The sequence below is a fragment of the Brevundimonas sp. NPDC055311 genome (assembly GCF_053645695.1).
Map to the genome: position 1 here is coordinate 1 of NZ_JBSHMV010000002.1, position 23,605 is coordinate 23,605.

The 23,605-nt window shown below is 68.9% G+C and carries 18 protein-coding genes; 15 read left to right on the forward strand and 3 right to left on the reverse strand.

The genetic code is table 11. The features are described from left to right. The 10 genes from ACWIDZ_RS05830 to leuB form a co-directional block, all read left to right on the forward strand. Nucleotides 1–577: hypothetical protein (locus ACWIDZ_RS05830; RefSeq protein WP_453990316.1), on the forward strand; the 577-nt coding region annotated here is incomplete at its 5' end. 104 nt (nt 578–681) lie between these two features. Further along, on the forward strand, nt 682–2,424 hold the full coding sequence (gene ilvD, locus ACWIDZ_RS05835; protein ID WP_453990314.1) for a dihydroxy-acid dehydratase: 1,743 nt from the start codon (nt 682–684) through the stop codon (nt 2,422–2,424). An 11-nt stretch (nt 2,425–2,435) separates the two neighbouring features. Next, entirely contained in the window at nt 2,436–3,449 is a 1,014-nt protein-coding gene (gene ilvC, locus ACWIDZ_RS05840; RefSeq protein WP_338577705.1) for a ketol-acid reductoisomerase, read from the forward strand. Between the two features lie 32 nt (nt 3,450–3,481). After that, nucleotides 3,482–5,209, forward strand: a complete 1,728-nt coding sequence (gene ilvG / locus ACWIDZ_RS05845; protein ID WP_453990312.1) for an acetolactate synthase 2 catalytic subunit — start codon at nt 3,482–3,484, stop codon at nt 5,207–5,209. Then, nucleotides 5,206–5,457: an ACT domain-containing protein gene (locus tag ACWIDZ_RS05850; protein ID WP_453990310.1), complete on the forward strand. Its 252-nt coding sequence runs from the start codon at nt 5,206–5,208 to the stop codon at nt 5,455–5,457. Before ilvG ends, ACWIDZ_RS05850 begins: the two co-directional genes overlap by 4 nt. Next, a complete protein-coding gene (locus ACWIDZ_RS05855) occupies nt 5,457–6,716 on the forward strand; it encodes a 2-isopropylmalate synthase (RefSeq protein ID WP_453990308.1) in 1,260 nt (419 codons plus the stop codon). The genes ACWIDZ_RS05850 and ACWIDZ_RS05855 overlap by 1 nt, the downstream gene beginning before the upstream one ends. Further along, on the forward strand, nt 6,700–7,674 hold the full coding sequence (locus tag ACWIDZ_RS05860; protein ID WP_312219846.1) for a branched-chain amino acid transaminase: 975 nt from the start codon (nt 6,700–6,702) through the stop codon (nt 7,672–7,674). The genes ACWIDZ_RS05855 and ACWIDZ_RS05860 overlap by 17 nt, the downstream gene beginning before the upstream one ends. Beyond that, complete coding sequence (leuC, locus tag ACWIDZ_RS05865) at nt 7,661–9,070, forward strand: 3-isopropylmalate dehydratase large subunit (RefSeq protein WP_453990306.1); 1,410 nt, start codon at nt 7,661–7,663, stop codon at nt 9,068–9,070. Before ACWIDZ_RS05860 ends, leuC begins: the two co-directional genes overlap by 14 nt. After that, nucleotides 9,063–9,665 carry a 3-isopropylmalate dehydratase small subunit gene (leuD, locus tag ACWIDZ_RS05870; RefSeq protein WP_453990304.1) on the forward strand — a complete coding sequence of 201 codons (603 nt, stop codon included), beginning with the start codon at nt 9,063–9,065 and terminating at the stop codon, nt 9,663–9,665. Before leuC ends, leuD begins: the two co-directional genes overlap by 8 nt. Next, complete coding sequence (gene leuB / locus ACWIDZ_RS05875; RefSeq protein WP_453990302.1) at nt 9,665–10,780, forward strand: 3-isopropylmalate dehydrogenase; 1,116 nt, start codon at nt 9,665–9,667, stop codon at nt 10,778–10,780. Before leuD ends, leuB begins: the two co-directional genes overlap by 1 nt. A gap of 53 nt (nt 10,781–10,833) precedes the next feature. Here the strand turns inward: leuB and ACWIDZ_RS05880 are convergent, their stop codons facing one another. After that, entirely contained in the window at nt 10,834–11,427 is a 594-nt protein-coding gene (locus ACWIDZ_RS05880; protein WP_312219850.1) for a TetR/AcrR family transcriptional regulator, read from the reverse strand. A 162-nt stretch (nt 11,428–11,589) separates the two neighbouring features. Here ACWIDZ_RS05880 and ACWIDZ_RS05885 point away from each other — a divergent pair, with 162 nt between their 5' ends. The 5 genes from ACWIDZ_RS05885 to ACWIDZ_RS05905 all read left to right on the forward strand — a co-directional run bounded on the left by ACWIDZ_RS05885 (nt 11,590) and on the right by ACWIDZ_RS05905 (nt 20,135). Beyond that, on the forward strand, nt 11,590–12,777 hold the full coding sequence (locus ACWIDZ_RS05885; protein WP_346485551.1) for an efflux RND transporter periplasmic adaptor subunit: 1,188 nt from the start codon (nt 11,590–11,592) through the stop codon (nt 12,775–12,777). 30 nt (nt 12,778–12,807) lie between these two features. Further along, on the forward strand, nt 12,808–16,077 hold the full coding sequence (locus tag ACWIDZ_RS05890; protein ID WP_453990299.1) for an efflux RND transporter permease subunit: 3,270 nt from the start codon (nt 12,808–12,810) through the stop codon (nt 16,075–16,077). Between the two features lies 1 nt (nt 16,078). Beyond that, nucleotides 16,079–17,518, forward strand: coding sequence for an efflux transporter outer membrane subunit (locus ACWIDZ_RS05895; protein ID WP_453990297.1), 1,440 nt, complete (start codon nt 16,079–16,081; stop codon nt 17,516–17,518). 188 nt (nt 17,519–17,706) lie between these two features. After that, entirely contained in the window at nt 17,707–18,876 is a 1,170-nt protein-coding gene (gene proB / locus ACWIDZ_RS05900; protein ID WP_453990295.1) for a glutamate 5-kinase, read from the forward strand. Next, nucleotides 18,873–20,135: a glutamate-5-semialdehyde dehydrogenase gene (locus ACWIDZ_RS05905; protein ID WP_453990293.1), complete on the forward strand. Its 1,263-nt coding sequence runs from the start codon at nt 18,873–18,875 to the stop codon at nt 20,133–20,135. Before proB ends, ACWIDZ_RS05905 begins: the two co-directional genes overlap by 4 nt. Nucleotides 20,136–20,238: 103 nt before the next feature. Here the strand turns inward: ACWIDZ_RS05905 and ACWIDZ_RS05910 are convergent, their stop codons facing one another. Both ACWIDZ_RS05910 and ACWIDZ_RS05915 read right to left on the reverse strand, forming a co-directional pair. Continuing rightward, nucleotides 20,239–22,683 carry a membrane-bound PQQ-dependent dehydrogenase, glucose/quinate/shikimate family gene (locus tag ACWIDZ_RS05910; protein ID WP_453990291.1) on the reverse strand — a complete coding sequence of 815 codons (2,445 nt, stop codon included), beginning with the start codon at nt 22,681–22,683 and terminating at the stop codon, nt 20,239–20,241. A gap of 137 nt (nt 22,684–22,820) precedes the next feature. Beyond that, entirely contained in the window at nt 22,821–23,480 is a 660-nt protein-coding gene (locus tag ACWIDZ_RS05915) for a TetR family transcriptional regulator (protein ID WP_453990290.1), read from the reverse strand. Between the last annotated feature and the right edge of the window lie 125 nt (nt 23,481–23,605).

Consider the following 23,605-nt stretch of genomic DNA (forward strand, 5'->3'; position numbering starts at 1 on the left):
GATTGAAGCGCGGAACCTAACCGATCCAACCATCCGAAGCAAGGCGCTTTTGCAAACCCTCGCCCCAGACAAAACCCCGAAAATCCAGTCTCCGAAGCCCGTCGGGCCAGCCCGTCTCCGAGCGAGGCGGCGATATACGTCCCACTTTTCCGCAGAGCAAGCCTCTTTTCACAAAAAGTCCAAGAATCTCAACGAACCCGAGTCGCTCGCACCCCAATCCGCAGCGCCCCTCGCGTATGCGCGCGTTTTTGTTTGTTCGAGACCAACACCTGAAGGAGTGGAATTTTCACCCCTCCTCGCCGAGTTGGAGGCGAATTTTATCGCTCAATCGGTGACAGACTTCATTCCAGCGGTGCTTTCTTGCACATTTCTCCTTCGGGCGGTTGCGCCGCAACATTTAGCGATGCATAAGAGCGCCAGTTCGAAAGGTCTGTCCTTGTCCCACCGCGCCGCCATCGCTGCGATCCTGAGCCCCGCGCAAGCGGCGGCCGATCTGCGCATGCTGTCGCTGGGCGTACTCCTTCTCTCGGTAATTCTCATTCCGCTTAGCCAAGCGGTGTGGATGCCTGCGACCTGACCTGAACCCAGCCAGTTTCGCCCATTCACCCCGCTCCGGCCCCGGACGCGGGGTTTTTCATGTGCCCGCCCTATCACCGACAGGCAAGAACTTCCAAGATTTCGATGACACAGCCTTCTGACAGCACGAAACGTCCCAACAGCCGCTCTTCGGCCGTCACCCACGGCCCGAACAGGGCGGCGGCGCGGTCCTATCTGCGCGCAGCGGGGATGCAGGACGCCGACTTCGACAAGCCGATGATCGGCATCGTCAACACCTGGTCGACGGTCACGCCCTGCAACATGCACCTGGACCGTCTGGCCAAGGACGTGCGCGCCGGGATCATCGCGGCGGGCGGCTATCCGGTCGATTTCAACACCATCGTCGTCACCGACGGCATCTCCATGGGCACGGCGGGGATGAAGGCCTCGCTGATCAGTCGTGAAGTCGTCGCCGATTCCATCGAACTGGCCATCGAGGGGCATCAGCTGGACGGCGTCGTCTGCATCGTCGGCTGCGACAAGACGATTCCCGCCGCGGCCATGGCCCTGGCCCGGATGGATATCCCCGGTCTGGTCTATTACGGCGGCACCATCCTGCCCGGCGTGATCGGGACGAAGGAAGTTTCGGTGCAAGAGGTCTTCGAGGCCATCGGCGCCCATGCCGCCGGCTCTCTGGACGACGCGGGCCTGAAGGCGGTCGAGAGCGCGGTGTGCCCCGGCGCCGGCGCTTGCGGCGGCCAGTTCACCGCCAACACCATGGCCATGGCCCTGTCGATGATGGGCGTCAGCCCCATGGGCGCCAATGACGTGCCCGCCGTCGATCCGGCCAAGGGCGCGGAAGGCGAGCGCTGCGGCCGCCTGATCGTCGAGCGCGTCTTCGCCGGCGACACGGCGCGCAAATACATCACCAAGGCCAGTCTGAAGAACGCCGCCGTCGCCGTCTCGGCCTCGGGCGGATCGACCAACGCCGTCATGCACCTGACCGCCATCGCGGCCGAGGCGGGCGTCGACTTCGGCGTCGAGGACTGCCACCAGGCCTGCGTCGAGGCGCCGGTCATCTGCGATCTGAAGCCGGGCGGCCGTTTCCTGGCCTCGCACCTGTATGCGGCCGGCGGCACCCGCCTGGTCGCCCAGCGTCTGGCCGAGGCGGGCAAGATCGCCAACGTCCCGACCGTCTCGGGCCGCAGCCTGTTCGCCGAAGCGGGCGACGCCGAGGAACAGCCCGGCCAGCAGGTCGTGACCGACTTCGAGGCCCCGGTCATGGCGCGCGGCTCCTACGCCGTCATCTATGGCGATGTCGCGCCGGAAGGCGCCGTCATCAAGCTGACCGGCCACAAGGTCGATCGCTTCGAAGGTCCCGCCGCCGTGTTCGACTGCGAGGAAGACGCCTTCCACGCAGTGCAGGACGGCTCGGTCGGCGAAGGCGACGTCATCATCATCCGCTACGAAGGCCCCAAGGGCGGCCCCGGCATGCGCGAGATGCTGCAGGTCACCGCCGCCCTGAAGGGCCGCAAGGTGGAGAACGTCGCCCTGCTGACCGACGGCCGCTTCTCGGGCGCCTCCTATGGCTTCGTCGCCGGCCACGTCTCGCCCGAGGCGGCGGCGGGCGGCCCGATTGCTCTCATTCGCGATGGCGATCCGATCGTCATCGACGTCACCAACCGAAGGATCGATGTGCTCGTCGATCTGGAGGCGCGCCGGGCGGATTTCGCCCCCAACCGTATCCGCCCGGCGCAAGGCGTTTTCGCAAAATACCGCGCCGCCGTCGCCTCCGCCTCTCAAGGGGCCGTGACCATTCCCAATCCGCCGCCAGCCCAGATCCCCGCCGATCTGGCCGCCCGCTCCACCGAAACCGCCGCTTCCTAAGGACGTCCTCCATGGCCATCACCATCTACACCAACGAAGACATCAAGCCGGGCGCCATCGCCGGCCAGCGCATCGCCGTCATCGGCTATGGCTCGCAGGGCCGCGCCCACGCCCAGAACCTGAAGGATTCCGGCCACGACGTGGTCGTCGGCGTTCGCCAGGGCGGCACAGGCTGGAAGCATGCGACCGAGGACGGCCTGGCCACGGCCGAGCCGGCCGAGGCCGTTCGCGGCGCCGACATCATCGCCATCCTGACCCCCGACATGGTCCAGAACGAGGTCTATCGCGACGTCATCGAGCCGAACGCCAAGCCGGGCGCCGCCCTGCTGTTCGCCCACGGCTTCTCGATCATCTACGACCGCATCACCCCGCGCGACGACATGGACGTCATCCTGGTGGCGCCCAAGGGCCCGGGCGATCTGGTCCGCCGCGAGTTCGCGCGCGGACGGGGCGTCCCCTCCCTGTTCGCCATCGAGAAGGACGCGACCGGCAAGGCGCGCGACCGCGCCATGGGCTACGCCAAGGGCATCGGCGGAGCGACCGGCGGCCTGCTGGAGACGTCGTTCCGCGAAGAGACCGAGACCGATCTGTTCGGCGAACAGGCCGTCCTGTGCGGCGGGGCCAAGGAGCTGGTCATCCAGGGCTTCAACACCCTGGTCGAGGCCGGCTACCAGCCCGAGATCGCCTATTTCGAGTGCCTGCACGAGCTGAAGCTGATCGTGGACCTGTTCTACGAAGGCGGCATCTCCAAGATGCACCACTTCATCTCGGAAACGGCCAAATGGGGCGCCGTGGCCTCGGGGCCGCGCGTCATCACCGACGAGACCCGCGCCCGCATGAAGACCGTGCTGGACGAGATCCAGAGCGGCCAGTTCGCGCGCGAATGGATCGCCGAGAACGAGGCGGGCAAGCCGAAGTACGAGGCCCTGCTGACCGAGGACCGCTCCAGCCAGATCGAACAGGTCGGCGCCCGTCTGCGCGACCGCATGGCCTGGCTGCAGACGGCCAAACAGGCCGCCGCCTGATCCTCTGTATATTATAAAGTGAGACTGACCCGATGAGCGCCGCCGCGCCCGCCTTGAAAACCGCTTCCGCCCCGGCCGTCATGACCGGTGCGCGCCTGCTCGTCTCCAGCCTGGAGCGGATGGGCGTAGAGGTGGTGTTCGGCTACCCCGGCGGCGCCATCATGCCGATCTACGACGCCCTGACCGGCTCGTCGCTGAAGCACATCCTGGTGCGCCACGAACAGGCCGCCGCCTTCGCCGCCGACGCCTATGCCCGGCTGAGCGGCAAGGTCGGGGTCTGCATGGCGACCTCCGGCCCCGGCGCCACCAATCTGATCACCGGCATCGCCAACGCCATGATGGATTCGGCGCCGATGGTCTGCATCACCGGCAATGTCCCTCAAGGGGTCATGGGCACCGACGCCTTTCAGGAGATCGACATCCTGGGCGTCACCCTGCCGATCGTGAAGCATTCCATCCTGGTCCGTGACGCGGCCGAGATCCCGGCCGCCATCGAACAGGCCTTCCACATCGCCGCCTCGGGTCGTCCCGGCCCGGTGCTGGTCGACCTGCCCAAGGATGTCCAGTTCGCCGAAACGGTCGCCCCCTTCGGCTTCAACATTCCCAATGAGACGACCGAGGCCGACCCCGACGCCATCGCCGAGGCCGAGCGCTTCATCCGCGCCGCCCAGCGCCCGCTGATCTACATCGGCGGCGGGGTGAAGATCGGTCACGCGACCGAAGCCCTGCGCGCCTTCGCCGAGACCACCGGCATCCCCGCCGTCGCCACCCTGAACGCCCTGGGCACAGTGCCGACCGACGCCCCCGGCTTCCTGGGGATGCTGGGGATGCACGGCACGCGCGCGGCCAATGAGGCGGTGCAGGCGTCCGACCTGCTGATCGTCATGGGCGCCCGCTTCGACGACCGCGCCACCGGCAAGCTGGCCGAGTTCGCCCCCCACGCCCGCGTCGTCCACTTCGACGTCGACGCCTCCGAGATCGGCAAGCTGCGCGAGACCCACGTCGCCGTCGGCGGCGAGATCCGCCCGGCCATCGAGGCCCTGACCGCGCGCATGGCGGCGGCGCCCCATGGAAATGGAGGTTTGGCCATCGACCCCTGGGTCATCCGCTGCGCCTCGGCGGCCGAGCGCCACGCCGCCCGCTATGACGCGCCGGGCGAAGGCGTCTACGCCCCTGCCCTGCTGAAGACCCTGTCGGAGATGGCGGGCGACCGCTTCGTCGCCGCCTGCGACGTCGGCCAGCATCAGATGTGGGCCGCCCAGCACTGCCGCTTCGCCCGGCCGGAAGCCCACATCACCTCGGGCGGCCTGGGGGCCATGGGTTTCGGCCTGCCCGCCGGTCTGGGCGCCCAGATGGCGGACCCGGAGGCGGTCGTCGTCACCATCGCCGGCGACGGCGGCTTCATGATGAACATCCAGGAACTGGCGACCCTGCGCCGCTATGGCGTGCCGCTGAAGATCGTCCTGCTGGACAACGCCTCCCTGGGCCTGGTGCGTCAGTGGCAGGAGCTGTTCTTCGCCGAGAACTATTCCGAGATCGACCTGTCCGACAATCCGGACTTCGTGAAGGTGGCCGAGGCCTTCGGCGTCGAGGCCTTCCGCATCGACCGCCGCGATCAGGTCGAGGCCGGTCTGGCCCGTCTGCTGGCCGCCGAAGGCGCCTGCCTGGCCCACGTCGTCATCGATCCCAAGGAAAACGTCTGGCCGCTGGTGCCGCCGGGCAAGAGCAACGCTGAAATGATGGAGGGCTCCACGCGATGAGCGACACCATTCACATCCAGATCGACCGGGCCGACGGCTCGCTTCAGCGTCTCATCGGCCTGGTGGAGCGCCGCGGCTTCCACATCGACGGCATCAACATGGCGGATGAGGGCACGATGCGCCGCATCGCCCTGACCGTTCGCGGGCGCGACGCCGCCCGCTCCATCGACACCCTGGGCCGCCAGATCGATCGCCTGATCGGCGTCGCGCGCATCCAGGCTCAAACCTTCCAGTCCGAGGCCGCGTAATGTCCCGAGTAGAACGAGTATCCAGAACCGCCGAGATCGCGGCGTCCGATCCCAACCGCGTCATCATCTTCGACACCACCCTGCGCGACGGCGAACAGGCGCCCGGCTTCTCCATGTCGGCCGAAGCCAAGCTGAAGATGGCTCATGTCCTGCGCGACCTGGGCGTGGACGTGATCGAAGCCGGTTTCGCCGCCGCCTCGCCGGGCGACGAGGAGTGCATCCGTCGCGTCTGCGGCGAGATCGAGGGACCGGTCTTCGCCTCGCTGTCGCGCGCCAACGAAAAGGACATCGACGCCTCCTTCCGCGCCCTGGCCCCGGCGCCGAAATCGCACCGTCGCTGCCACGTCTTCCTGGCCACCAGCCCGATCCACCGCTCAGCCAAGCTGCGCATGAGCACCAACGAGGTGCTGGCCACGATTTCGCGCACGGTGGAATACGCCGCCTCGATGTTCGACGACGTGGAGTTCTCGGCCGAGGACGCTTTCCGCACCGAACCGGAGTTCCTGGCCGAGGCCCTGACCGCCGCCGCCGACGCTGGCGCCCAGACGCTGAACGTGCCGGACACCGTCGGCTACGCCACGCCCGAGGAATCGCGTCAGCGCTTCGCCTATCTGGACGGGATCATCCGCCCGCGTCACGCGGACATCATCTTCTCGTCCCACGCGCACAACGACCTGGGCCTGGCCGTCGCCAACTCCCTGGCCGCCGTCGAGGGCGGGGCGCGCCAGATCGAGGGCGCGATCAACGGGATCGGCGAACGGGCCGGCAACGCCTCGGTCGAGGAAGTCATCATGGCCCTGCGCACCCGCGCGGACCGCTATGGCGTGACCATCGGCTCCGAGAGCCGCCACCTGGTGCGCGCCTCCGAGACCCTGCGCGAAGTGACCGAGACGGTCATCGCCCGCAACAAGGCCATCGTCGGCCTGAACGCCTTCGCCCACGAGGCCGGGATCCACCAGCACGGCATGATGGCCGACGCCCGCACCTACGAGATCATGCGTCCCGAAGACGTCGGTTTCGAGGGCAGCTACTTCGTGCTGGGCAAGCATTCCGGCCGCCACGCGGTCGGCAAGCGGGCCGAAGCCCTGGGCCATGTGCTGGACGGCCAGCGCCTGGCCGACGTCTTCGCCGGCTTCAAGCGACGCGCCGATGAGATCGGCGAGATCAACGACGCGGAACTGACCGCCATCATTGCGGCCGTGACGGCCCAGGCAGGCGCTTCCGCACAAATGGACAAGACCTATGCAACCGCTGGCTAAGAACATCTGGATCAATGGCGAACTGACGGCGTGGGAGAAGGCCACGGTTCACGTCATGAGCCACGCCCTGCACTACGGCACCTCGGTGTTCGAGGGCATCCGCGTCTATGACACCCCCAACGGCCCGTGCGGCTTCCGCCTGACCGACCATATCCGACGCCTGTTCGACAGCGCGCGCATCTACCACTTCCCCATGCCCTACACCGAGGACGAGCTGGTCCAGGCCTGCAAGGACGTGGTGCGCGCCGAGGGCCTGCGCTCGGCCTATCTGCGGCCGCTGGCCTTCCTGGGCGAGTGCGGCATGGGCGTCAGCCCTTCGGCCGAGGCGATCCGCAGCGATGTGATGATCTCGGCCTTCGCCTGGGGCGCCTATCTGGGCGAAGAGGCGCTGGAGAAGGGCGTCGATGCCTGCATCTCCAGCTGGAACCGCGTGGCGCCGAACACCGTCCCGGCGGGCGCCAAGGCGGGCGGCAACTATCTGTCCTCCTATCTGATCGGGCGCGAGGCCCGCGTGCGCGGCTTCGGCGAAGGCATCGCCCTGGGCGCCGACGGCCTGCTGTCCGAGGGCGCGGGCGAGAACCTGTTCATCGTCAAGGACGGGGTGCTGATGACGCCTCCGGCCGCCGCCTCCATCCTGCAGGGCATCACCCGCGACAGCGTGATGAAGCTGGCGCGCGGCCTGGGCTATGAGGCGCGCGAACAGGTGCTGCCGCGCGAGGCCCTCTATGTCGCCGACGAGGTCTTCATGACCGGCACGGCGGCCGAGATCACCCCCGTCCGCTCCATCGACGGCATCATGACCCGCGCAGGCGGTCCCGGCCCGGTGACCAAGGCGGTCAACAAGGCCTTCCGCGGCCTGTTCGACGGCACGACGCCCGACCGCTACGGCTGGCTGGAGCCGATCGGCGAGACCACCGCCGGCGCCGCCGCACAGGAGCGCGTGCATGAGCCGGCCTAAGACCCTGTATCAGAAGGTGTGGGACCGGCACGTCGTCGTGCCGGAAACCGCCGAGACGCCGGGCGTCATGTATGTGGACCTGCACCTGGTCCACGAAGTCACCTCGCCTCAGGCCTTCTCCGAGATCGAGGCGCGCGGGCTGAAGGTCCGCCGCCCCGACCGCACCTTCGCCACCCTGGACCACTCGACCCCCACCCTGCCCGCCGGGTCGGATGGTCAGCGCCCCTACGTCACCGAACAGGCGCGTCGTCAGGTCGAGACCCTGGAGGCCAACTGCGCCCGACATAACGTCGAACTGGCGGGCTGGGGCTCGGATCAGCGCGGCGTGGTCCACGTCATGGGGCCGGAGCTGGGCCTGACCCAGCCGGGCATGACCGTCGTCTGCGGCGACAGCCACACGGCCACCCACGGCGCCTTCGGGGCGCTGGCCTTCGGCATCGGCACCTCGGAAGTCGGCCATGTGCTGGCGACCCAGTGCCTGCTGCAGCGCCGGGCCAAGGCCATGCGGGTGACGGTCGACGGGCGCCTGCGTCCCGGCGTCTCCGGCAAGGATGTCGCCCTGGCCGTCATCGCCGCCATCGGCTTCGGCGGCGGCACCGGCTACGTCATCGAATATGCGGGCGAGGCCGTGCGTTCGCTGGACATGGAAGGGCGCATGACCCTGTGCAACATGTCCATCGAGGCGGGCGCGCGGGCGGGCATGATCGCCCCCGACCAGACCACCGTGGACTGGCTGCGCGGCCGTCGCCACGTCCCCGCCGACTATGAGGCCGCCGTCGCCGACTGGCTGAGCCTGGCCACCGACCCCGGCGCGACCTTCGACAAGGAGGTCGTGCTGGACGGCGCCGCCATCCGCCCGATGGCCACCTGGGGCACCACCCCCGATGCAGGCGCACCCGTCGGCGCGCCGGTGCCGCAGCCGCGCTCAGCCTCGGACCAGAAGGCCATCGACTACATGGGCTTCACTGCTGGAGAGGCGACCACCGGCCACAAGGTCGACGTCGTCTTCATCGGCAGTTGCACCAACGGTCGCCTGCCCGATCTGCGCGCCGCCGCCGACGTCCTGCGCGGCCGCAAGGTCCAGCCGGGCGTGCGGATGCTGGTCGTGCCCGGCTCGGAGGCCGTCCGTCGCGACGCCGAGGCCGAAGGTCTGGACCGGGTCTTCACCGAGGCGGGCGCCGAATGGCGCATCCCCGGCTGCTCCATGTGCATCGCCATGAACGGAGACGTCGTGGCGCCGGGCCAGCTGGCCGTCTCGACCTCCAACCGCAATTTCGAGGGCCGTCAGGGCAAGGGCGCCCGAACCATCCTGGCCAGCCCCGCCACCGCCGCCGCCAGCGCCGTCGCCGGGGTGCTGACCGACCCGCGCGCTTACTTGGAGGCCATTCATGCCTGAGGCTTTCAAGACCCTGACGTCGAAGACCCTGACCCTGAGTCAGGCCAATATCGACACCGATCAGATCATCCCCGCGCGCTTCCTGACCACCACGACGCGCGAGGGTCTGGGCGCCCACGCCTTCCACGACTGGCGCTATGAGGCCGACGGCTCGCCCAAACCGGAGGCGGTGCTGAACCGCATCGACCCGACCGAACAGCGCATCCTGCTGGCCGGGCCGAACTTCGCCTGCGGCTCGTCGCGCGAACACGCGCCCTGGGCCTTGCTGGACTACGGCTTCCGGGCGGTGATCTCGACCGAGATCGCCGACATCTTCACTTCCAACGCCCTGAAGAACGGCTTCCTGCCCATCGTCGTCGATCAGGCCGTCTGGGACGATCTGGCCGCCCACCCGGAGCAGCCCGTCACCATCGATCTGGAAGCCGGCGAGATCCGGCGCGGCAACGCCCCGGCCGTGCCGTTCAAGGTCGAGTCCTTCGCCCGCCAGTGCCTGCTGGACGGGGTGGACGCCCTCGGCTGGCTCCAATCGAAGCTGCCCTACGTCACCACCTACGAACGCCTGCGCCAAGACATCTATCAGCCGGAGACCGCCTGATGACCGCCCGTGAAACGCCTGCCGCCCGCACCTTCAACATCGCCGTTCTGCCCGGCGACGGGGTCGGTCCCGAGGTGGCCCTGGCCGCCCAGCGCGTCCTGACCTGCATCGGCGACATCTATGGCCACCGCTTCGAATTTTCCGAGCATCTGATCGGCGGCGCCGCCATCGACGCGGTCGGCGAGGCTCTGCCGGAAGAGACCCGAAGCGCCTGCCTGGCCTCCGACGCCGTCCTGCTGGGCGCGGTCGGCGGGCCCAAATGGGACGACGCCCCGGTGCGCCCGGAGCAGGGGTTGCTGGCCATCCGCAAGGCCATGGGTCTGTACGCCAACCTGCGCCCGCTGCAGGTCTCGCCGGTGCTGGCCCATCGCTCGCCTCTGAAGAAGGAGATCGTCGAGGGCGTCGACCTGATCGTCTTCCGCGAGCTGACCAGCGGCGTCTATTTCGGCGAGCGCACGCGCACCGAGACGCAGGCTTCCGACCTGTGCGTCTATACGGTCGAGGAGATCGAGCGCGTCGCCCGCGCCGCCTTCCAGGCCGCCCAGCAACGGCGCGGCAAGGTCACCTCGGTCGACAAGGCCAACGTCATGGAGACCAGCCGCCTGTGGCGCGAGGTCGTGACCCGCATCCACGCCGAGGAATATCCCCAGATCACCCTGGAGCACGCCCTGGTCGACTCCATGGCCATGCACCTGATCCGCAAGCCTCGCGACTATGACGTCATCCTGACCGAGAACATGTTCGGCGATATCCTGTCGGACGAGATTTCGGTGCTGGGCGGCTCCATCGGCCTGCTGCCCTCGGCGTCGCTGGGCGCGGACGGGCCGGGCCTGTTCGAACCGATCCACGGCTCGGCGCCGGACATCGCCGGCCAGGATCTGGCCAACCCCGTCGGCATGGTGCTGTCGGCGGCCATGATGCTGCGCCACAGCTTCGAACTGGAGGATGAGGCCGACTCCATCGAGGCGGCGGTCGCGGCCGTTCTGGCTTCGGGGGCGGTCACCGCCGACCTGGGCGGCCCCCTGGGCACGGTCGCCGCCACGCGCGCCATCGTCGACGCCATCCGCGCCATCCACTGGGCGGCCGCGCGCCATGTGCCGATGCACTGGGCCTGAGCTTCGGGCAAGAGAGGAAGAAAGAGGCGGGCTTCGGTCCGCCTCTTTTCAATTCAGCCGTCGATCAGCCCCTGCAGGGCCTTCGCCATGCGGTCGCGCAGGCGGCCCCGCTGCTCTTCCGTCAGGGCGGAGAAGCCGTCCGACAGCTCGCGGCCGATCGCCATGCCCATGATCAGGCCGGACGCCAGGCGCGCTCGCACGGCCGCGTCCTCGCCGCCGATCCATTGGGTCAGGGGGTCGAAGAAACGATTGTTCGCCGTACGCTGCACCACGTCCATCGCCTTGGTCGAGCCGATCGAGCGCAACAGGATCAGCAGGCCGCGCATCTTCTCGCCGGTCGGGTCGGCCTCGCACCGGGCCGCCTCGCCATAGACGACCTCCGTGGCCAGGCGCTGACCGAAATCCGCGCGGTCGCCCTCCATCAGATCGCGCCCGTTCTTGCAGCTGTCCAGCACGGACAGGAACAGATCTTCCTTCGAACCGAAGTAGCGGCTGATCAGGGCCGCATCGACGCCGACGTCGCGCGCCACATCGCGCATGCCCACGTCATCATAGCTTTCCGCACAAAAGCGTTCGCGCGCCGCTTCCAGGATAGCCTGGCGGGTGGCGTTGGCGTTACGCGGCCGGGGGACGTCGCAAAGGACCAATTGGTCGCACTCCAATAAACCTTACGGACTATATGGCCTTGTCATCAGGCGTTGACAAGCGTCGCCTTCATCGTCTTTAAGTCAGCCGGTGTTGACTGGACGCCTTCTCCCCAAAGAGCGACAGTCTCTCTCAATCACGCTACTCCCAAGGAGATTGCGCCGATGCGCACGGTTAAGATCGCGGTCGCGTCCGCTTTGATAGCGGCCGCCCTCTATGGCTGTTCCAAGGGACAGGAAGCGCCGGCCCAGGGCGCGCCGCCCGTGACGGTGGCGGCTCCCCTGTCGCAACAGGTCGTCGACTGGGACGAATTCACGGGGCGCTTCGAAGCGCCTCGCTCGGTCGACGTGCGCGCCCGCGTCGGCGGCTACATCCAGTCGGTCCACTTCAAGGACGGCGACTTCGTGCGTCAGGGCCAGCTTCTGTTCACCCTCGACCCGCGTCCGGCCCAGGCCGCCCTGGCTGCGGCCCGCGCCCAGCTGGCCCAGGGCCAGGCCCAGCTCACCCTGGCCCGCACTGAACTGACCCGCGCCGAGGGCCTGCTGGCCTCCCAGGCCGTGTCCCAGGCCGAGGTCGACGCCAAGCGCGGCGCCGTCCAGACCGCCGAGGCCGCCGTGGCCGCCGCCAACGCCGCCATCCGCGCGCGTCAGCTGGACGTCGAATTCACCCGCGTCACCGCCCCCATCTCGGGCCGCGTGTCCGACCGCCGGGTCGATCCGGGCAACCTGATCGGCGGCGGCTCGTCGGCCGGCGACGTGCTGACCACCATCGTCTCCTCGTCGCCGATCTACTTCGTCTTCGACGGCTCCGAAGCCCTGGCGCTGAAGTATCAGCGCGACGCCCGCAACGGCGCCGCCCCGATCCGCATCCGTCTGCAGGACGAGACCAGCTATGACCGCACCGGGACGCTGGACTTCACCGACAACGCCATCGACGCCTCCTCAGGCACCATCCGCCTGCGCGCCGTGGTGCAGAACGCCGACGGCTTCCTGAAGCCCGGCATGTTCGGCCACGCCCAGCTGGCGGGCTCGGGCGGCTATGCGGCCATGCTGGTGCCCGACGCGGCCATCGTCACCGACGGTCCGCGCAAGGTCGTCTATGTGGTCGGCAAGGACGGCGCCGTGGCCGCCAAGCCGGTCCAGCTGGGACCGATCGCCAACGGCCTGCGCGTCGTGCGCACGGGCCTGACGCCCGACGATCGCGTCATCATCAACGGCCTTCAGCGCGCCCGTCCGGGCCAGAAGGTCACCGCCCAGAACGGGACCATCAAGGCCGAGGAAACCCAGGCGCAAGCGCCTGTGACCACGGCCCCCGTCGCCTCGACCGCCACCTTCGCCGCCAGCGCCGGCTGAGGAGGAGGCTCACGGGCCGGAACCTGATCCATGAACATATCCCGCTTCTTTATCGACCGACCGATCTTCGCGATCGTGATCTCGGTCTTCATCACCCTGATCGGCGCCTTCGCCATGCCGATGCTGCCGCTGGCGCAGTATCCGGATATCGCGCCGCCGACGATCAGCGTGACCGCCTCCTACGCCGGCGCCTCGGCTGAAACCCTGTCCGAGACGGTCGCCGCGCCGCTGGAGCAGGAGATCAACGGCGTCGAGAACATGCTCTACATGACCTCGTCGTCGACCTCCGACGGCCGGGTCCAGGTCACTGTGACCTTCCAGCCCGGCACCGACCTCGACACCGCCCAGGTGCTGGTCCAGAACCGGGTCGCCCTGGCCGAGCCGCGCCTTCCGGCGCAGGTCCGTCAGGTCGGCGTCGTCGTCAACAAGGAGTCGACCGGCTTCCTGATGCTGGCGTCGCTGACGTCCGACGACCCCGGCATCGACAGCGACTACCTGGGCAACATGGCCCAGTCGACCATCCGCGACCGCCTGCTGCGGATCGACGGCGTCGGCGGCGTCCAGGTCTTCGGCGGCGGCAACTACTCCATGCGGATCTGGATCGACCCGGCCAAGGCGGCCGCGCGCGACCTGACCGCGCCGGAGATCGTCGCCGCCCTGCAGGCCCAGAACGTCCAGGCCGCCGGCGGTTCGATCGGCCAGCCCCCCTTCCCGACCAACGCCGCCGCCTTCGAGCTGCCGGTTCAGGTCGAGGGCCGCCTGTCGGCCCCGGAAGAGTTCGGCAAGGTCGTGCTCAAGACCGACGCTCAAGGGCGCGTGACCCGCGTCAGCGACATCGCCCGCATCGAACTCGGCTCGGAAATCTACGGCGTCGAAGGCTACTTCAACGGTCAGCGTGGCGTCGGCATCGCCGTCATCCAGCAGCCGGGCTCCAACGCCCTGTCGACCGCCGAGGCGGTCATCGCCGAGCTGGACGCCATCAAGGCCGACTTCCCGCCCGGCGTGAAGTACGCCATCCCCTATAACCCGACGGAATACGTCGCCGCCTCGGTCTCGGCCGTGGAGCACGTGCTGATCGAAGCCGTCTTCCTGGTGATGATCGTCATCCTGGTCTTCCTGCAGACCTGGCGTGCGGCCATCATCCCGATCCTGGCCATCCCCGTCGCCCTGGTCGGCACCTTCGCGGTGCAGCTGGCTCTGGGCTTCTCGATCAACTCCCTGTCGCTGTTCGCCCTGGTTCTGGCCGTCGGCATCGTCGTCGACGACGCCATCATCGTGGTCGAGAACGTCGAGCGCTACATCCGCGAGGGCCTGACGCCCAAGGAAGCGGCCTATCGGTCGATGCAGGAAGTGTCGGGCGCCCTGATCGCCATCTCCCTGGTGCTGACCTCGGTGTTCGTGCCGACCGCCTTCGTGCCCGGCATCCCCGGCATCTTCTTCCGCCAGTTCGCCGTCACCATCGCCTCGGCGACGCTGATCTCGCTCCTCGTGTCGCTGACCTTGTCTCCGGCCCTGTCGGCCCTGCTGCTCAAGCCGCACAAGGAGCACGACCATCACCGCAAGCCGGGTCTGATCGGCACGATCACCTATTACCTCGGCTGGGCCGGAGCCAAGTTCAACGAGGGCTTCGACTGGGTGTCGGACCGCTACGGCCGTATGACCGCCCGCCTGATCCGCATGGTCACCGTCATGCTCGTCATCTACGCCGCCCTGCTGGCGTTGACGGGCTGGCGCATGACCGACACGCCCACCGGCTTCATTCCGGCGCAGGACCAGGGCGTGCTGATCGGCGTCGTCCAGCTTCCGCCGGGCGCCTCGCTGGAACGCACGAAGGCGGCGATGAACAGGGCCGTCGAAATCGTCCAGAAGGCCGACGGCGTTCAGGAAGTCACCGCCTTCGCCGGCCTGGACGGGTCCAGCTTCTCGCTGTCGTCCAACGCCGCCACCATGTTCATCAAGCTGAAGGACTATGACGAGCGGACCACGCCCGAACTGGAAGCCTCGGCCCTGGCCGGCGCGCTCAGCGGGGCGACCGGCGTCATCGAGGAAGCCAGCATCTTCATGCTGTCGCCCCCGCCCGTTCAGGGCATGGGCACCGGCTCGGGCTTCAAGATGATGATCCAGGACCGTTCGGGCGCCGGCTTCCAGGCCCTGGAAGGCGCGACCTTCGCCATGATGGGCGCCGCCGCCCAGGCCCCGGATCAGGTGCAGCAGGTGTTCAGCCTCTACAACACCGGTTCGCCGCGCATCGCCGCCAACGTCGACCGCGACAAGGCCCTGTTGATGGGGGTCCAGCCCTCAACCGTGTTCAACACCCTGGGCACCTACCTCGGCTCGACCTACGTCAACGACTTCAACTTCCTGGGCCGCACCTTCCGCGTGACCGCCCAGGCCGAGCCCGCCTATCGCGACGAACTGGCCGACATCGCCAATCTGAAGGTCCGTTCGGCCACCGGCGGCATGGTGCCGATCGGTTCGGTGGCGACCCTGGCCGACGATTCCGGCCCGGCGCGCGTGGTCCGCTACAACCTGTTCCCGGCTTCGGAACTGCAGGGTGAAGCGGCCCCGGGCGTGTCCACCGGCGACGCCATCGCCGCGATGGAGGAGCTGGCGGCCAAGACGCTGCCGGACGGCTTCAGCTACGAGTGGACGGAAATTGCGCTGCAGGAGAAGGCGGCGGCCGGCGGGTCGACCATCATCTTCCTGATGGCTGTGGTGTTCGTCTTCCTGGTGCTGGCCGCTCAGTATGAGGCCTTCACCCTGCCGCTGGCGGTCATCCTGATCGTGCCGATGTGTATCCTGGCGGCCATCCTCGGGGTGAACCTGCATGGTCTGGACAACAACATCCTGACCCAGGTCGGCCTGGTGGTCCTGATCGCCCTGGCGGCCAAGAACGCCATCCTGATCGTGGAGTTCGCCAAGCAGGCCGAGGACGAACAGGGCCTGAACCGCTGGGACGCCGCCGTCCAGGCCGCGCGCCAGCGTCTGCGCCCGATCCTGATGACCTCGTTCGCCTTCATCTTCGGCGTGCTGCCCCTGGCGATCGCTTCGGGCCCCGGATCGGAGATGCAGAACGCCCTGGGGATCGCAGTGGTCTACGGGATGCTGGGGGTGACCTTCTTCGGTCTGATCTTCACCCCGGTCTTCTACGTCATCTGTCGCTGGATGGCGGGCAAGCTGCCCAAGGCGCCGGGCAAGGAGCGCGAGCTCCCCACCAGCTTCGGCGCTCCGCCGCACGACCCCTTTGACCCCGACGGCCCGGAACCGGCGACCGCCGCTCCGCGCCAGGGAGATGCGTAAAATGAACGGCAAACTCCGCACTCTGCTGACCGCCGCGGGGTCGGCCGCCCTGCTCGCCGCCTGCGCGGTGGGCCCCAAGGCGCCGCTCCCCACCCTCCCGGCCGAAGGCCAGGGCGCCTTCATCGGCTCGCAATCCGCCTCGGTTTCGACCGAGGCGGCCCGCGACGACTGGTGGCGGCTGTATCAGGATCCGACCCTCGACGGCCTGATCCAGCAGGCCCTGACCGAGAACAACGAGCTGGAGGCGGCCGCGGCCAATCTGCGCGCTGTCCGGGCCTCGCTGTCCGAAGCCCGCTCGGGCCGGTTCCCGACCACCACGACCTCGGCCGCCTACAACCGCAGCCGGGCCTCGACCGACACCGTGCCCACCGCCGGCGGCGCCAAGCTGCCGGAAGTCGACACCTATGACGTCGGCCTGGATGTCTCCTATGAGATCGACCTGTTCGGCCGGGTGGAATCCTCCATCCGCGCCGCGCGGGGCGACGTGGCCGCCGCCGCCGCCGCCCTGGAGGTCGTGCGGGTGACCGTCGCGGCCGAAACGGCCCGGGCCTACGCCGACACCTGCTCGGCCAACGCCCAGATCGCCGTGGCCGAACGGACCATCGACCTGCAGACCCAGACCGTCGACCTGACCCAGCGCCTGCTGGACGGGGGCGCCGGCAATGGTCTGGACGTGGCCCGCGCCCGCGCCGCCCTGGAACAGACCCGCGCCAGCCTGCCGCCCCTGCGGGCGTCGCGCGACGGCGCCCTGTTCCGCCTGGCCACCCTGACCGGCCGCACCCCGGCCGAGGCCAGCGAGGCGGCTCGCGCCTGCCAGTCCCCGCCGCAACTGTCGCAGCCGATCCCGGTCGGCGACGGCGCGGCGCTTCTGGCCCGCCGTCCCGACGTGCGTCAGGCGGAGGCCCGCCTGTCGGCCGCCGCCGCCCGCGTCAACGTCGCCACCGCCGGCCTCTATCCCAGCATCCGCCTGGGCGGCTCGGTGGGATCGACGGCGCTCGACGCCTCAGACCTGGGCGAGGACGCCAACTTCCGCTTCAGCGTGGGTCCCCTGATCTCCTGGTCCTTCCCCAACGTCTGGGCGGCCCGCGCGCGGATCAAACAGGCCGGCGCCCAGTCGGACGCGGCCCTGGCGACCTTCGACCAGACCGTGCTGACCGCGCTGCAGGAGACCGAGACGGCGCTCAGCGCCTACGCCAACGAACTGGACCGCCGCACGGCCCTGCGCACCGCGCGGGATCAGGCGGCTACGGCGGCGCGCCTGTCGCGCCTGCGCTTCGACGCCGGCGCCGACAGCTTCCTGACGGTGCTCGATTCCGAGCGCACCCTGGCCGGCGCCGACGCCGCCCTGGCCGCCTCGGAAGCCCAGGTCACCACCTACCAGATCGGCCTGTTCAAGGCCCTGGCGGGCGGTTGGGAACAGGCTCCCGATCCCGAAGCCTGACCTTCAGCCTCAAGCTGAAACTGAGACGCCCGGCTGGTTCGCCCGCCGGGCGTTTTCTTTGGCGCTTCTTCCGCCGCGCGACACAAAGATAGAATTTTCTTCATTTGAATCGCGCGTCACGGCCGTCGTGTCGAATAATCCTCGCCAACAACTTGGCTGAGGCGATGATCTTGCGATAGGGAGGCGATGTGACCGCCTCCTCCGCCCTCCCCCAAGCCGCTGCGGCCGCAGCCTCGCCCGCCGTCGCCCTGACCCAGGCGCGCCGGGTGGTGATCAAGATCGGCTCGTCCCTGCTGTTCGACGCCGATCGACGCGCCGTCGCCGCGCCGTGGCTGGCCAGCCTGGCCGCCGACATCGCCGAACTGCGCCGACAGGGCCGCGAGGCGATCGTCGTCTCCTCCGGCGCCGTCGCCCTGGGACGCGGACGCCTGAACCTCTCGACCAGCCGCCTTCAGGACAAGCAGGCCGCGGCCGCCGTGGGCCAGACCCTGCTGATGCACGCCTGGGAAGAAGCTTTGGCGCCCCACGGCCTGATGGCGGGCCAGGTGCTGCTGACCCGCGACGACACCGAACGGCGGCGCCGCTGGCTCAACGGCCGCGCCACGCTTGAGGCCCTGCTGAGCCACGGCGTCGTCCCCGTGGTCAATGAGAACGACACCGTCGCCACCGAAGAGATCCGCTACGGCGACAACGACCGCCTGGCCGCGCGCGCGGCGCAACTCGGACGGGCCGACCTGCTGATCCTGCTGTCCGACGTGGACGGCCTCTACACCGCCGATCCGCGCCGCGATCCGGACGCCCGTCACCTGCCCCTGATCGAGCGGCTGTCGCCCGAGGTGCTGGCCATGGCCTCAGGCGCCAATGCGCAGGCCGGCGTCGGCACAGGCGGCATGGCGACCAAGCTGGCGGCGGCCCAGATCGCCGCCTCGGCCGGGTGCGCCACCGTCATCGCTTCGGGACTGACGGCCCATCCGCTGAAGGCTGTGCTCGACGGCGCCCGCGCCAGCCTGATCCTGGCCCCCGCCACCCCCATGGCCGCGTGGAAGCAGTGGATCGCGGGCAGCGTGGCGCCCGGCGGCGCCCTGACGCTGGACGCCGGGGCAGTCGCCGCCCTCCATGCCGGAAAGAGCTTGCTACCCTCCGGCGTCGTCGCCGTCAGCGGCGACTTCGGCAAGGGCGACAGCGTGCGCCTGACCGGCCCTGACGGCCTTCGCATCGGCGTCGGACTGGCCGCCTACGCCGCCGACGAGATCGCCCTGATCCGCGGCCGCCATTCGGACGCAATCGAAAGCCTGCTGGGCTATCGCGGCCCCTCGGTCGTCATCCACCGCGACGATCTGGTTCTGGAGGACCGATGAGCGACCTCGACGCCGCCATGCGGGACATGGGCCGCCGCGCCCGCGCCGCCGCAGAATCCTTGCGCGCCACGACGCCGGACGCCCGGACCGAGGCGCTTCACCGGCTCGCCGAGGGCCTGCGCGCGGCCGAGACCGACATCCTATCCGCCAACGCCCGCGACGTAAGCCACGCCCGCAACGGCGGCCTGTCCGAGGCCTTGATCGACCGCCTGGCCCTGACCCCCGCCCGCGTCGAGGGCATGGCCCTCGCGGTCGAAACCATCGCCGCCCAGCCCGATCCCGTCGGGGCCGAAATGGCCCGCTGGACCCCGGCCAACGGCCTGGACATCGCCCGCGTCCGCACCCCCATCGGCGTTCTGGCCGTCATCTATGAGAGCCGCCCCAACGTCACCGCCGACGCCGCCGCCCTGTGCATCCGGTCCGGCAATGCGGCGATCCTGCGCTGCGGCTCGGACTGTCTGGACTCCTCGCGCGCCGTCGCCGTCGTCGTCGCCCGCGCCGTAGCCGAAGCGGGCCTGCCCGCCGACGCCGTCCAACTGGTCCCCGTGCCGGATCGCGAGGCCGTCGGCGCCATCCTGTCGGGCCTCGACGGCGCCGTCGACCTGATCATCCCGCGCGGCGGCAAGAGTCTGGTCGCGCGAGTTCAGGCCGAGGCGAAGGCGCCGGTGCTGGGCCACCTCGAGGGCCTGTGCCACACCTATCTGGACGGCGCCGCCGACCTGGACGTCGCCCGTCGCGTGACCCTGAACGCCAAGATGCGCCGCGTCTCCGTCTGCGGCGCGACCGAGACTCTGCTGGTGGACCGCGCGGCTGCGGATCGCCTTCTGCCCGCCGTCGCCGCCGACCTGATCAACGCCGGATGCGAACTACGCGGCGACCCCGAGGCCCGCGCCCTGGTCCCGAACATAAGCGAGGCGACCGAGGTCGACTGGACCACCGAATACCTGGCCCCCATCCTGTCAGTGCGCGTGGTGGACGGCGTGGACGGCGCGGTCGACCACATCCGCCGCTACGGCTCGGGCCACACCGAGGCCATCGTCACCACCGATGAGAAGGCCACCGAACGCTTCGCCAACGGCGTCGACAGCGCCATCGTCCTGATCAACGCCTCGACCCAGTTCGCCGACGGCGGCGAATTCGGCTTCGGCGGCGAGATCGGCATCTCGACCTCAAAGCTGCATGCGCGCGGGCCAGTCGGGGCGGAGCAGCTGACCACCTACAAATATGTGGTGCGCGGCCAGGGCCAGACGCGCCCCTGATCCATCCCCGACGCAGAGAAGGCCGGAGTCCGAGCTCCGGCCTTCCTTATCTCGAGCGGGCCTCAAGCAGCCCGAAGGGCGATAGGCCCCAGAGAAAGAGTGCTTATGCGCCCCTTTCAGGGAGCGCATAGGCGATCACATAGTCCCCGCGCGGCGTCTCCATGAAGTGATGCCCGCCGGCCATGATGACCAGATACTGGCGGCCGTTCTGCTCATAGATCATCGGATTGGCCTGACCGCCCGCCGGAAGCACGTCCGACCACACCGTCTTGCCCGTCTCGATATCGATGGCGCGGATCAGGTCGTCCGTCGCGGCGGCGATGAAGATCAGTCCGCCCGCCGTCACCGCCGAGCCGCCGTTGTTCGGCGTGCCGATCTCCAGCGGCAGCATGGAGGGAATGCCGAACGGTCCGTTCTTCCTCGCCGTGCCGAACGGGCGGTCCCACAGGGTGCGGCCGCTCTTCAGATCGATGGCGCGCATCCCGCCATAGGGCGGCTGTTTGCACAGCAGGCCGGTGAACTTGACCCGCCAGCCCGCATTGACGTCGATGGCGTAGGGCACGCCCATCTGCGGGTCGCCCGCGCCCTCGGCCTTGGACTTCGACAGGTTGCCGCCGCGGTTGGCCGCCTCCTTCTCGCGCTCGATGTAGCGAGGATCGTCGCGCGGGAACCAGCCCAGGCGGTCCGCTTCCGCGCGGGGCACCAGGCGATTGTGGTTGGGCATGTCGTTGTAGTTGGCGACAATCACGCCGCGCGCCGGGTCGACCGCAACCCCGCCCCAGTCCGAGCCGCCGTTGTAGCCCGGATACTGGATCCAGTAGCGGTCCGCCGTCGGCGGGGTGAAGTAGCCGTCATAGGCCGCCTGATGGAACTGGATGCGGCAGACCATCTGGTCGATCGGCGACATGCCCCACATGTCCCGTTCGGTCAGGTCGGCCTTCCTCAGCGTGTGGAACAGGGAGAAGGGCTGGGTCGGGCTGCGCTGCGAGGGCTCGACGCCGCCCTGGGGCACGCGGCGCTCCTCGACCTTGTGCAGGGGCTGGCCGGTGCGGCGATCCAGGATATAGAGGTCGCCCTGCTTGGACGGCAGGATCACCGCCGGAACCAGGGTCCCGTTGATCGGCATGTCGACCAGGGTCGCCTGCGAGCCCAGGTCATAGTCCCACACATCCTTCCTCACCGTCTGGAAATGCCAGCGCGGCTTGCCCGTGGTCACGTCCAGCGCGACCAGGGAGGTTGCGTATTCATTCTCGGCCGGGCGGCGCAGGCCGGAATAATAGTCGGCCGAGGAGTTGCCCATCGGCAGGAAGACCAGGCCCAGCGCCTCATCCGCCGTGGCCGTGGTCCACATGTTCGGCGTGCCCGGCGTATAGGTCTCGCCTTCGGGCGGCAGGGTCGTGATGTCCGGACGCATCATGTCCCAGGCGAAGCGCAGCTCGCCCGTCACCGCGTCGAAGCCCTGGATCACGCCCGAGGCGTTCCACCGCTTCTGGCCGTCCAGAACCTGATGGCCGGTGACCACCACCCCGCGCACGATGACCGGCGCCGAGGTGATCGACACCATGCCGGGATAGGGGTCGCCCATCCCATGCTTGATGCTGACTTCGCCATTCGCACCGAACCCGGCGCAGGGCGCCCCCGTGCGGGCGTCCACGGCCACCAGCCGTCCGTCCAGCGTGCCCTCGATGATCCGCGTGGCGCAGGGCTGAGCCGCATCAACGTTAGGGACGGCGTAGTAGGTCACGCCCCGGCAGGCGGCGGTATAGGGGATCTGGTCGTCGGCGACCTTGGGATCATAGGTCCACTTCTGCTGGCCCGTGGCCGCATCGACCGCGAACAGACGATTGCGGGCCGAGCACAGGTAGAGGGTGTCACCGACCTTGAGCGGGGTCGTCTCGGCGCCCCAGCGCTCATCCGGCAGGTCGCCGGTGCGGAAGGTCCAGGCGCGCTGCAGTCCCTTCACATTGTCCTTGTTGATCTGGCTCAGCGGGGAATAGCGCTGGGCGCTGTCAGAGCCGCCCCAGGCGGGCCAGTCGGCGCCGACCTTCAGCACCGCCGGGTCGCCCACGGCGCCGTTTCCGGCGGACGGAACCGGGCTCATCACCCTGGCCTTGTTGGCCTGGGCCACGACCACGCCGGAAACGAGGCAGAAGACGGCGATCGCCGCGAGCCCGCCCCAGACCAGCTTGCCTCCGCCCCCGTCGCGCTTCAGCGCCGGCAAGCTGAGGACCACGGCGATCAGCAGCACCAGCGGCGCCACCACGCGCGGGACCAGGGCCCAGCCGTTCAGTCCGACCTCCCACAGAGCCCAAACGACGGTGCCGATGAAGATGGCGATATAGAGCCAGGCGCCCAACGGCCGCAGCAGGGCCAGAAGCCCCCCGGACACGATCATCAACAGGCCGACGATCAGATAATAGGCGGATCCGCCCAGCATGATCAGCTGGCCCCCGCCTATGGTCAGCGTCAGCCCGATCAGGGCGATGACGATCCCCAGAAGCCTGACAAGGACGCTGCCGAATCCACGTCCGCGCTCAATGGACGACATGGCGCCCTCCCATCTTCAGCTTGGCCTTGGACTGCAACACCCGAAGAAGAGCGGCGTTCCATCGGCTTCTGAGAATGGGCGAGAAAAAGGGCCGCGCGCCTGTTCGGCGTGCGGCCCCAAATCGATCCCGACTGAAGTTACTGACGCGCCAACTGGCTGGACAGGATCAGCTCGAGCTGCTTGCGGATATGCGGCGTCAGCTCTTCGATGCCCCAGTTGTCATAGGCGGCGAAGCGGAAGTTGGAGATGAAGACGTCCCAGATCAGACGCGCCAGAAGCGGCAGGTCCACGTCCTGGCGCAGTTCGCCCTCGCGCACGCCGGCCTGCAGCAATTCAGCCACGGCCTCGACCAGCGGACGGACGAAGGCGCGCGAACGCAGATCGGCGTCTTCCGGCTGGAACCAGGAGCGGGCGACCATGGCCTGCATCAGCGGCAGGTGGTCCAGCGAGCGGTGATAGCCGGCGGTCAATCCGTTCGACAGGCGATCCAGCACGCGGCCTTCGGCGGCCGCAGCGGTGCGGATGTCGGCCAGCAGGCCTTCCATCTCCTCGGAGAAGACGGCTTCGAACAGCTCGGCCTTGTCCTGGAAGTTGGCGAAGACGGCGCCGGTCGACATGCCCGCCCCCTTGGCGATATCGCGGATGGTGGCGGCGTCATAGCCGCGCTCGGCGAAGAGGGTGCGGGCGGCGTCCAGCACCTTCTGACGCGTGCGCACCTTGGCGGCCTGGCGGCGGTTCAGTCGAGGCTGGGCTTCGACTTCGGCGACTGCAGGGGCGGACTGGGAAGACTCACGCATCGGCGACGGCTCTAAACTCATCTATAGGCGGCGTTCGCCTCATCGCGGCTCGCTGTCGTCCGACGCGAACCTGGAACGAGACTGACGACGCTCCTGGGAGGAAGTGGTGAACTTTCATCACCGAA

What these genes read in the sequence shown, in the direction of transcription:
- ACWIDZ_RS05890 (WP_453990299.1), top strand. Translation starts at nt 12,808, where the DNA reads ATGAACATATCCCGCTTCTTTATCGACCGACCGATCTTCGCGATCGTG.
- ACWIDZ_RS05905 (WP_453990293.1), top strand. Translation starts at nt 18,873, where the DNA reads ATGAGCGACCTCGACGCCGCCATGCGGGACATGGGCCGCCGCGCCCGC.
- ilvG (WP_453990312.1), top strand. Translation starts at nt 3,482, where the DNA reads ATGAGCGCCGCCGCGCCCGCCTTGAAAACCGCTTCCGCCCCGGCCGTC.
- ACWIDZ_RS05855 (WP_453990308.1), top strand. Translation starts at nt 5,457, where the DNA reads ATGTCCCGAGTAGAACGAGTATCCAGAACCGCCGAGATCGCGGCGTCC.
- leuD (WP_453990304.1), top strand. Translation starts at nt 9,063, where the DNA reads ATGCCTGAGGCTTTCAAGACCCTGACGTCGAAGACCCTGACCCTGAGT.
- ACWIDZ_RS05895 (WP_453990297.1), top strand. Translation starts at nt 16,079, where the DNA reads ATGAACGGCAAACTCCGCACTCTGCTGACCGCCGCGGGGTCGGCCGCC.
- ACWIDZ_RS05910 (WP_453990291.1), bottom strand. Translation starts at nt 22,683, where the DNA reads ATGTCGTCCATTGAGCGCGGACGTGGATTCGGCAGCGTCCTTGTCAGG.
- ACWIDZ_RS05885 (WP_346485551.1), top strand. Translation starts at nt 11,590, where the DNA reads ATGCGCACGGTTAAGATCGCGGTCGCGTCCGCTTTGATAGCGGCCGCC.
- ACWIDZ_RS05860 (WP_312219846.1), top strand. Translation starts at nt 6,700, where the DNA reads ATGCAACCGCTGGCTAAGAACATCTGGATCAATGGCGAACTGACGGCG.
- ilvC (WP_338577705.1), top strand. Translation starts at nt 2,436, where the DNA reads ATGGCCATCACCATCTACACCAACGAAGACATCAAGCCGGGCGCCATC.
- leuB (WP_453990302.1), top strand. Translation starts at nt 9,665, where the DNA reads ATGACCGCCCGTGAAACGCCTGCCGCCCGCACCTTCAACATCGCCGTT.
- ilvD (WP_453990314.1), top strand. Translation starts at nt 682, where the DNA reads ATGACACAGCCTTCTGACAGCACGAAACGTCCCAACAGCCGCTCTTCG.
- leuC (WP_453990306.1), top strand. Translation starts at nt 7,661, where the DNA reads ATGAGCCGGCCTAAGACCCTGTATCAGAAGGTGTGGGACCGGCACGTC.
- ACWIDZ_RS05915 (WP_453990290.1), bottom strand. Translation starts at nt 23,480, where the DNA reads ATGCGTGAGTCTTCCCAGTCCGCCCCTGCAGTCGCCGAAGTCGAAGCC.
- ACWIDZ_RS05850 (WP_453990310.1), top strand. Translation starts at nt 5,206, where the DNA reads ATGAGCGACACCATTCACATCCAGATCGACCGGGCCGACGGCTCGCTT.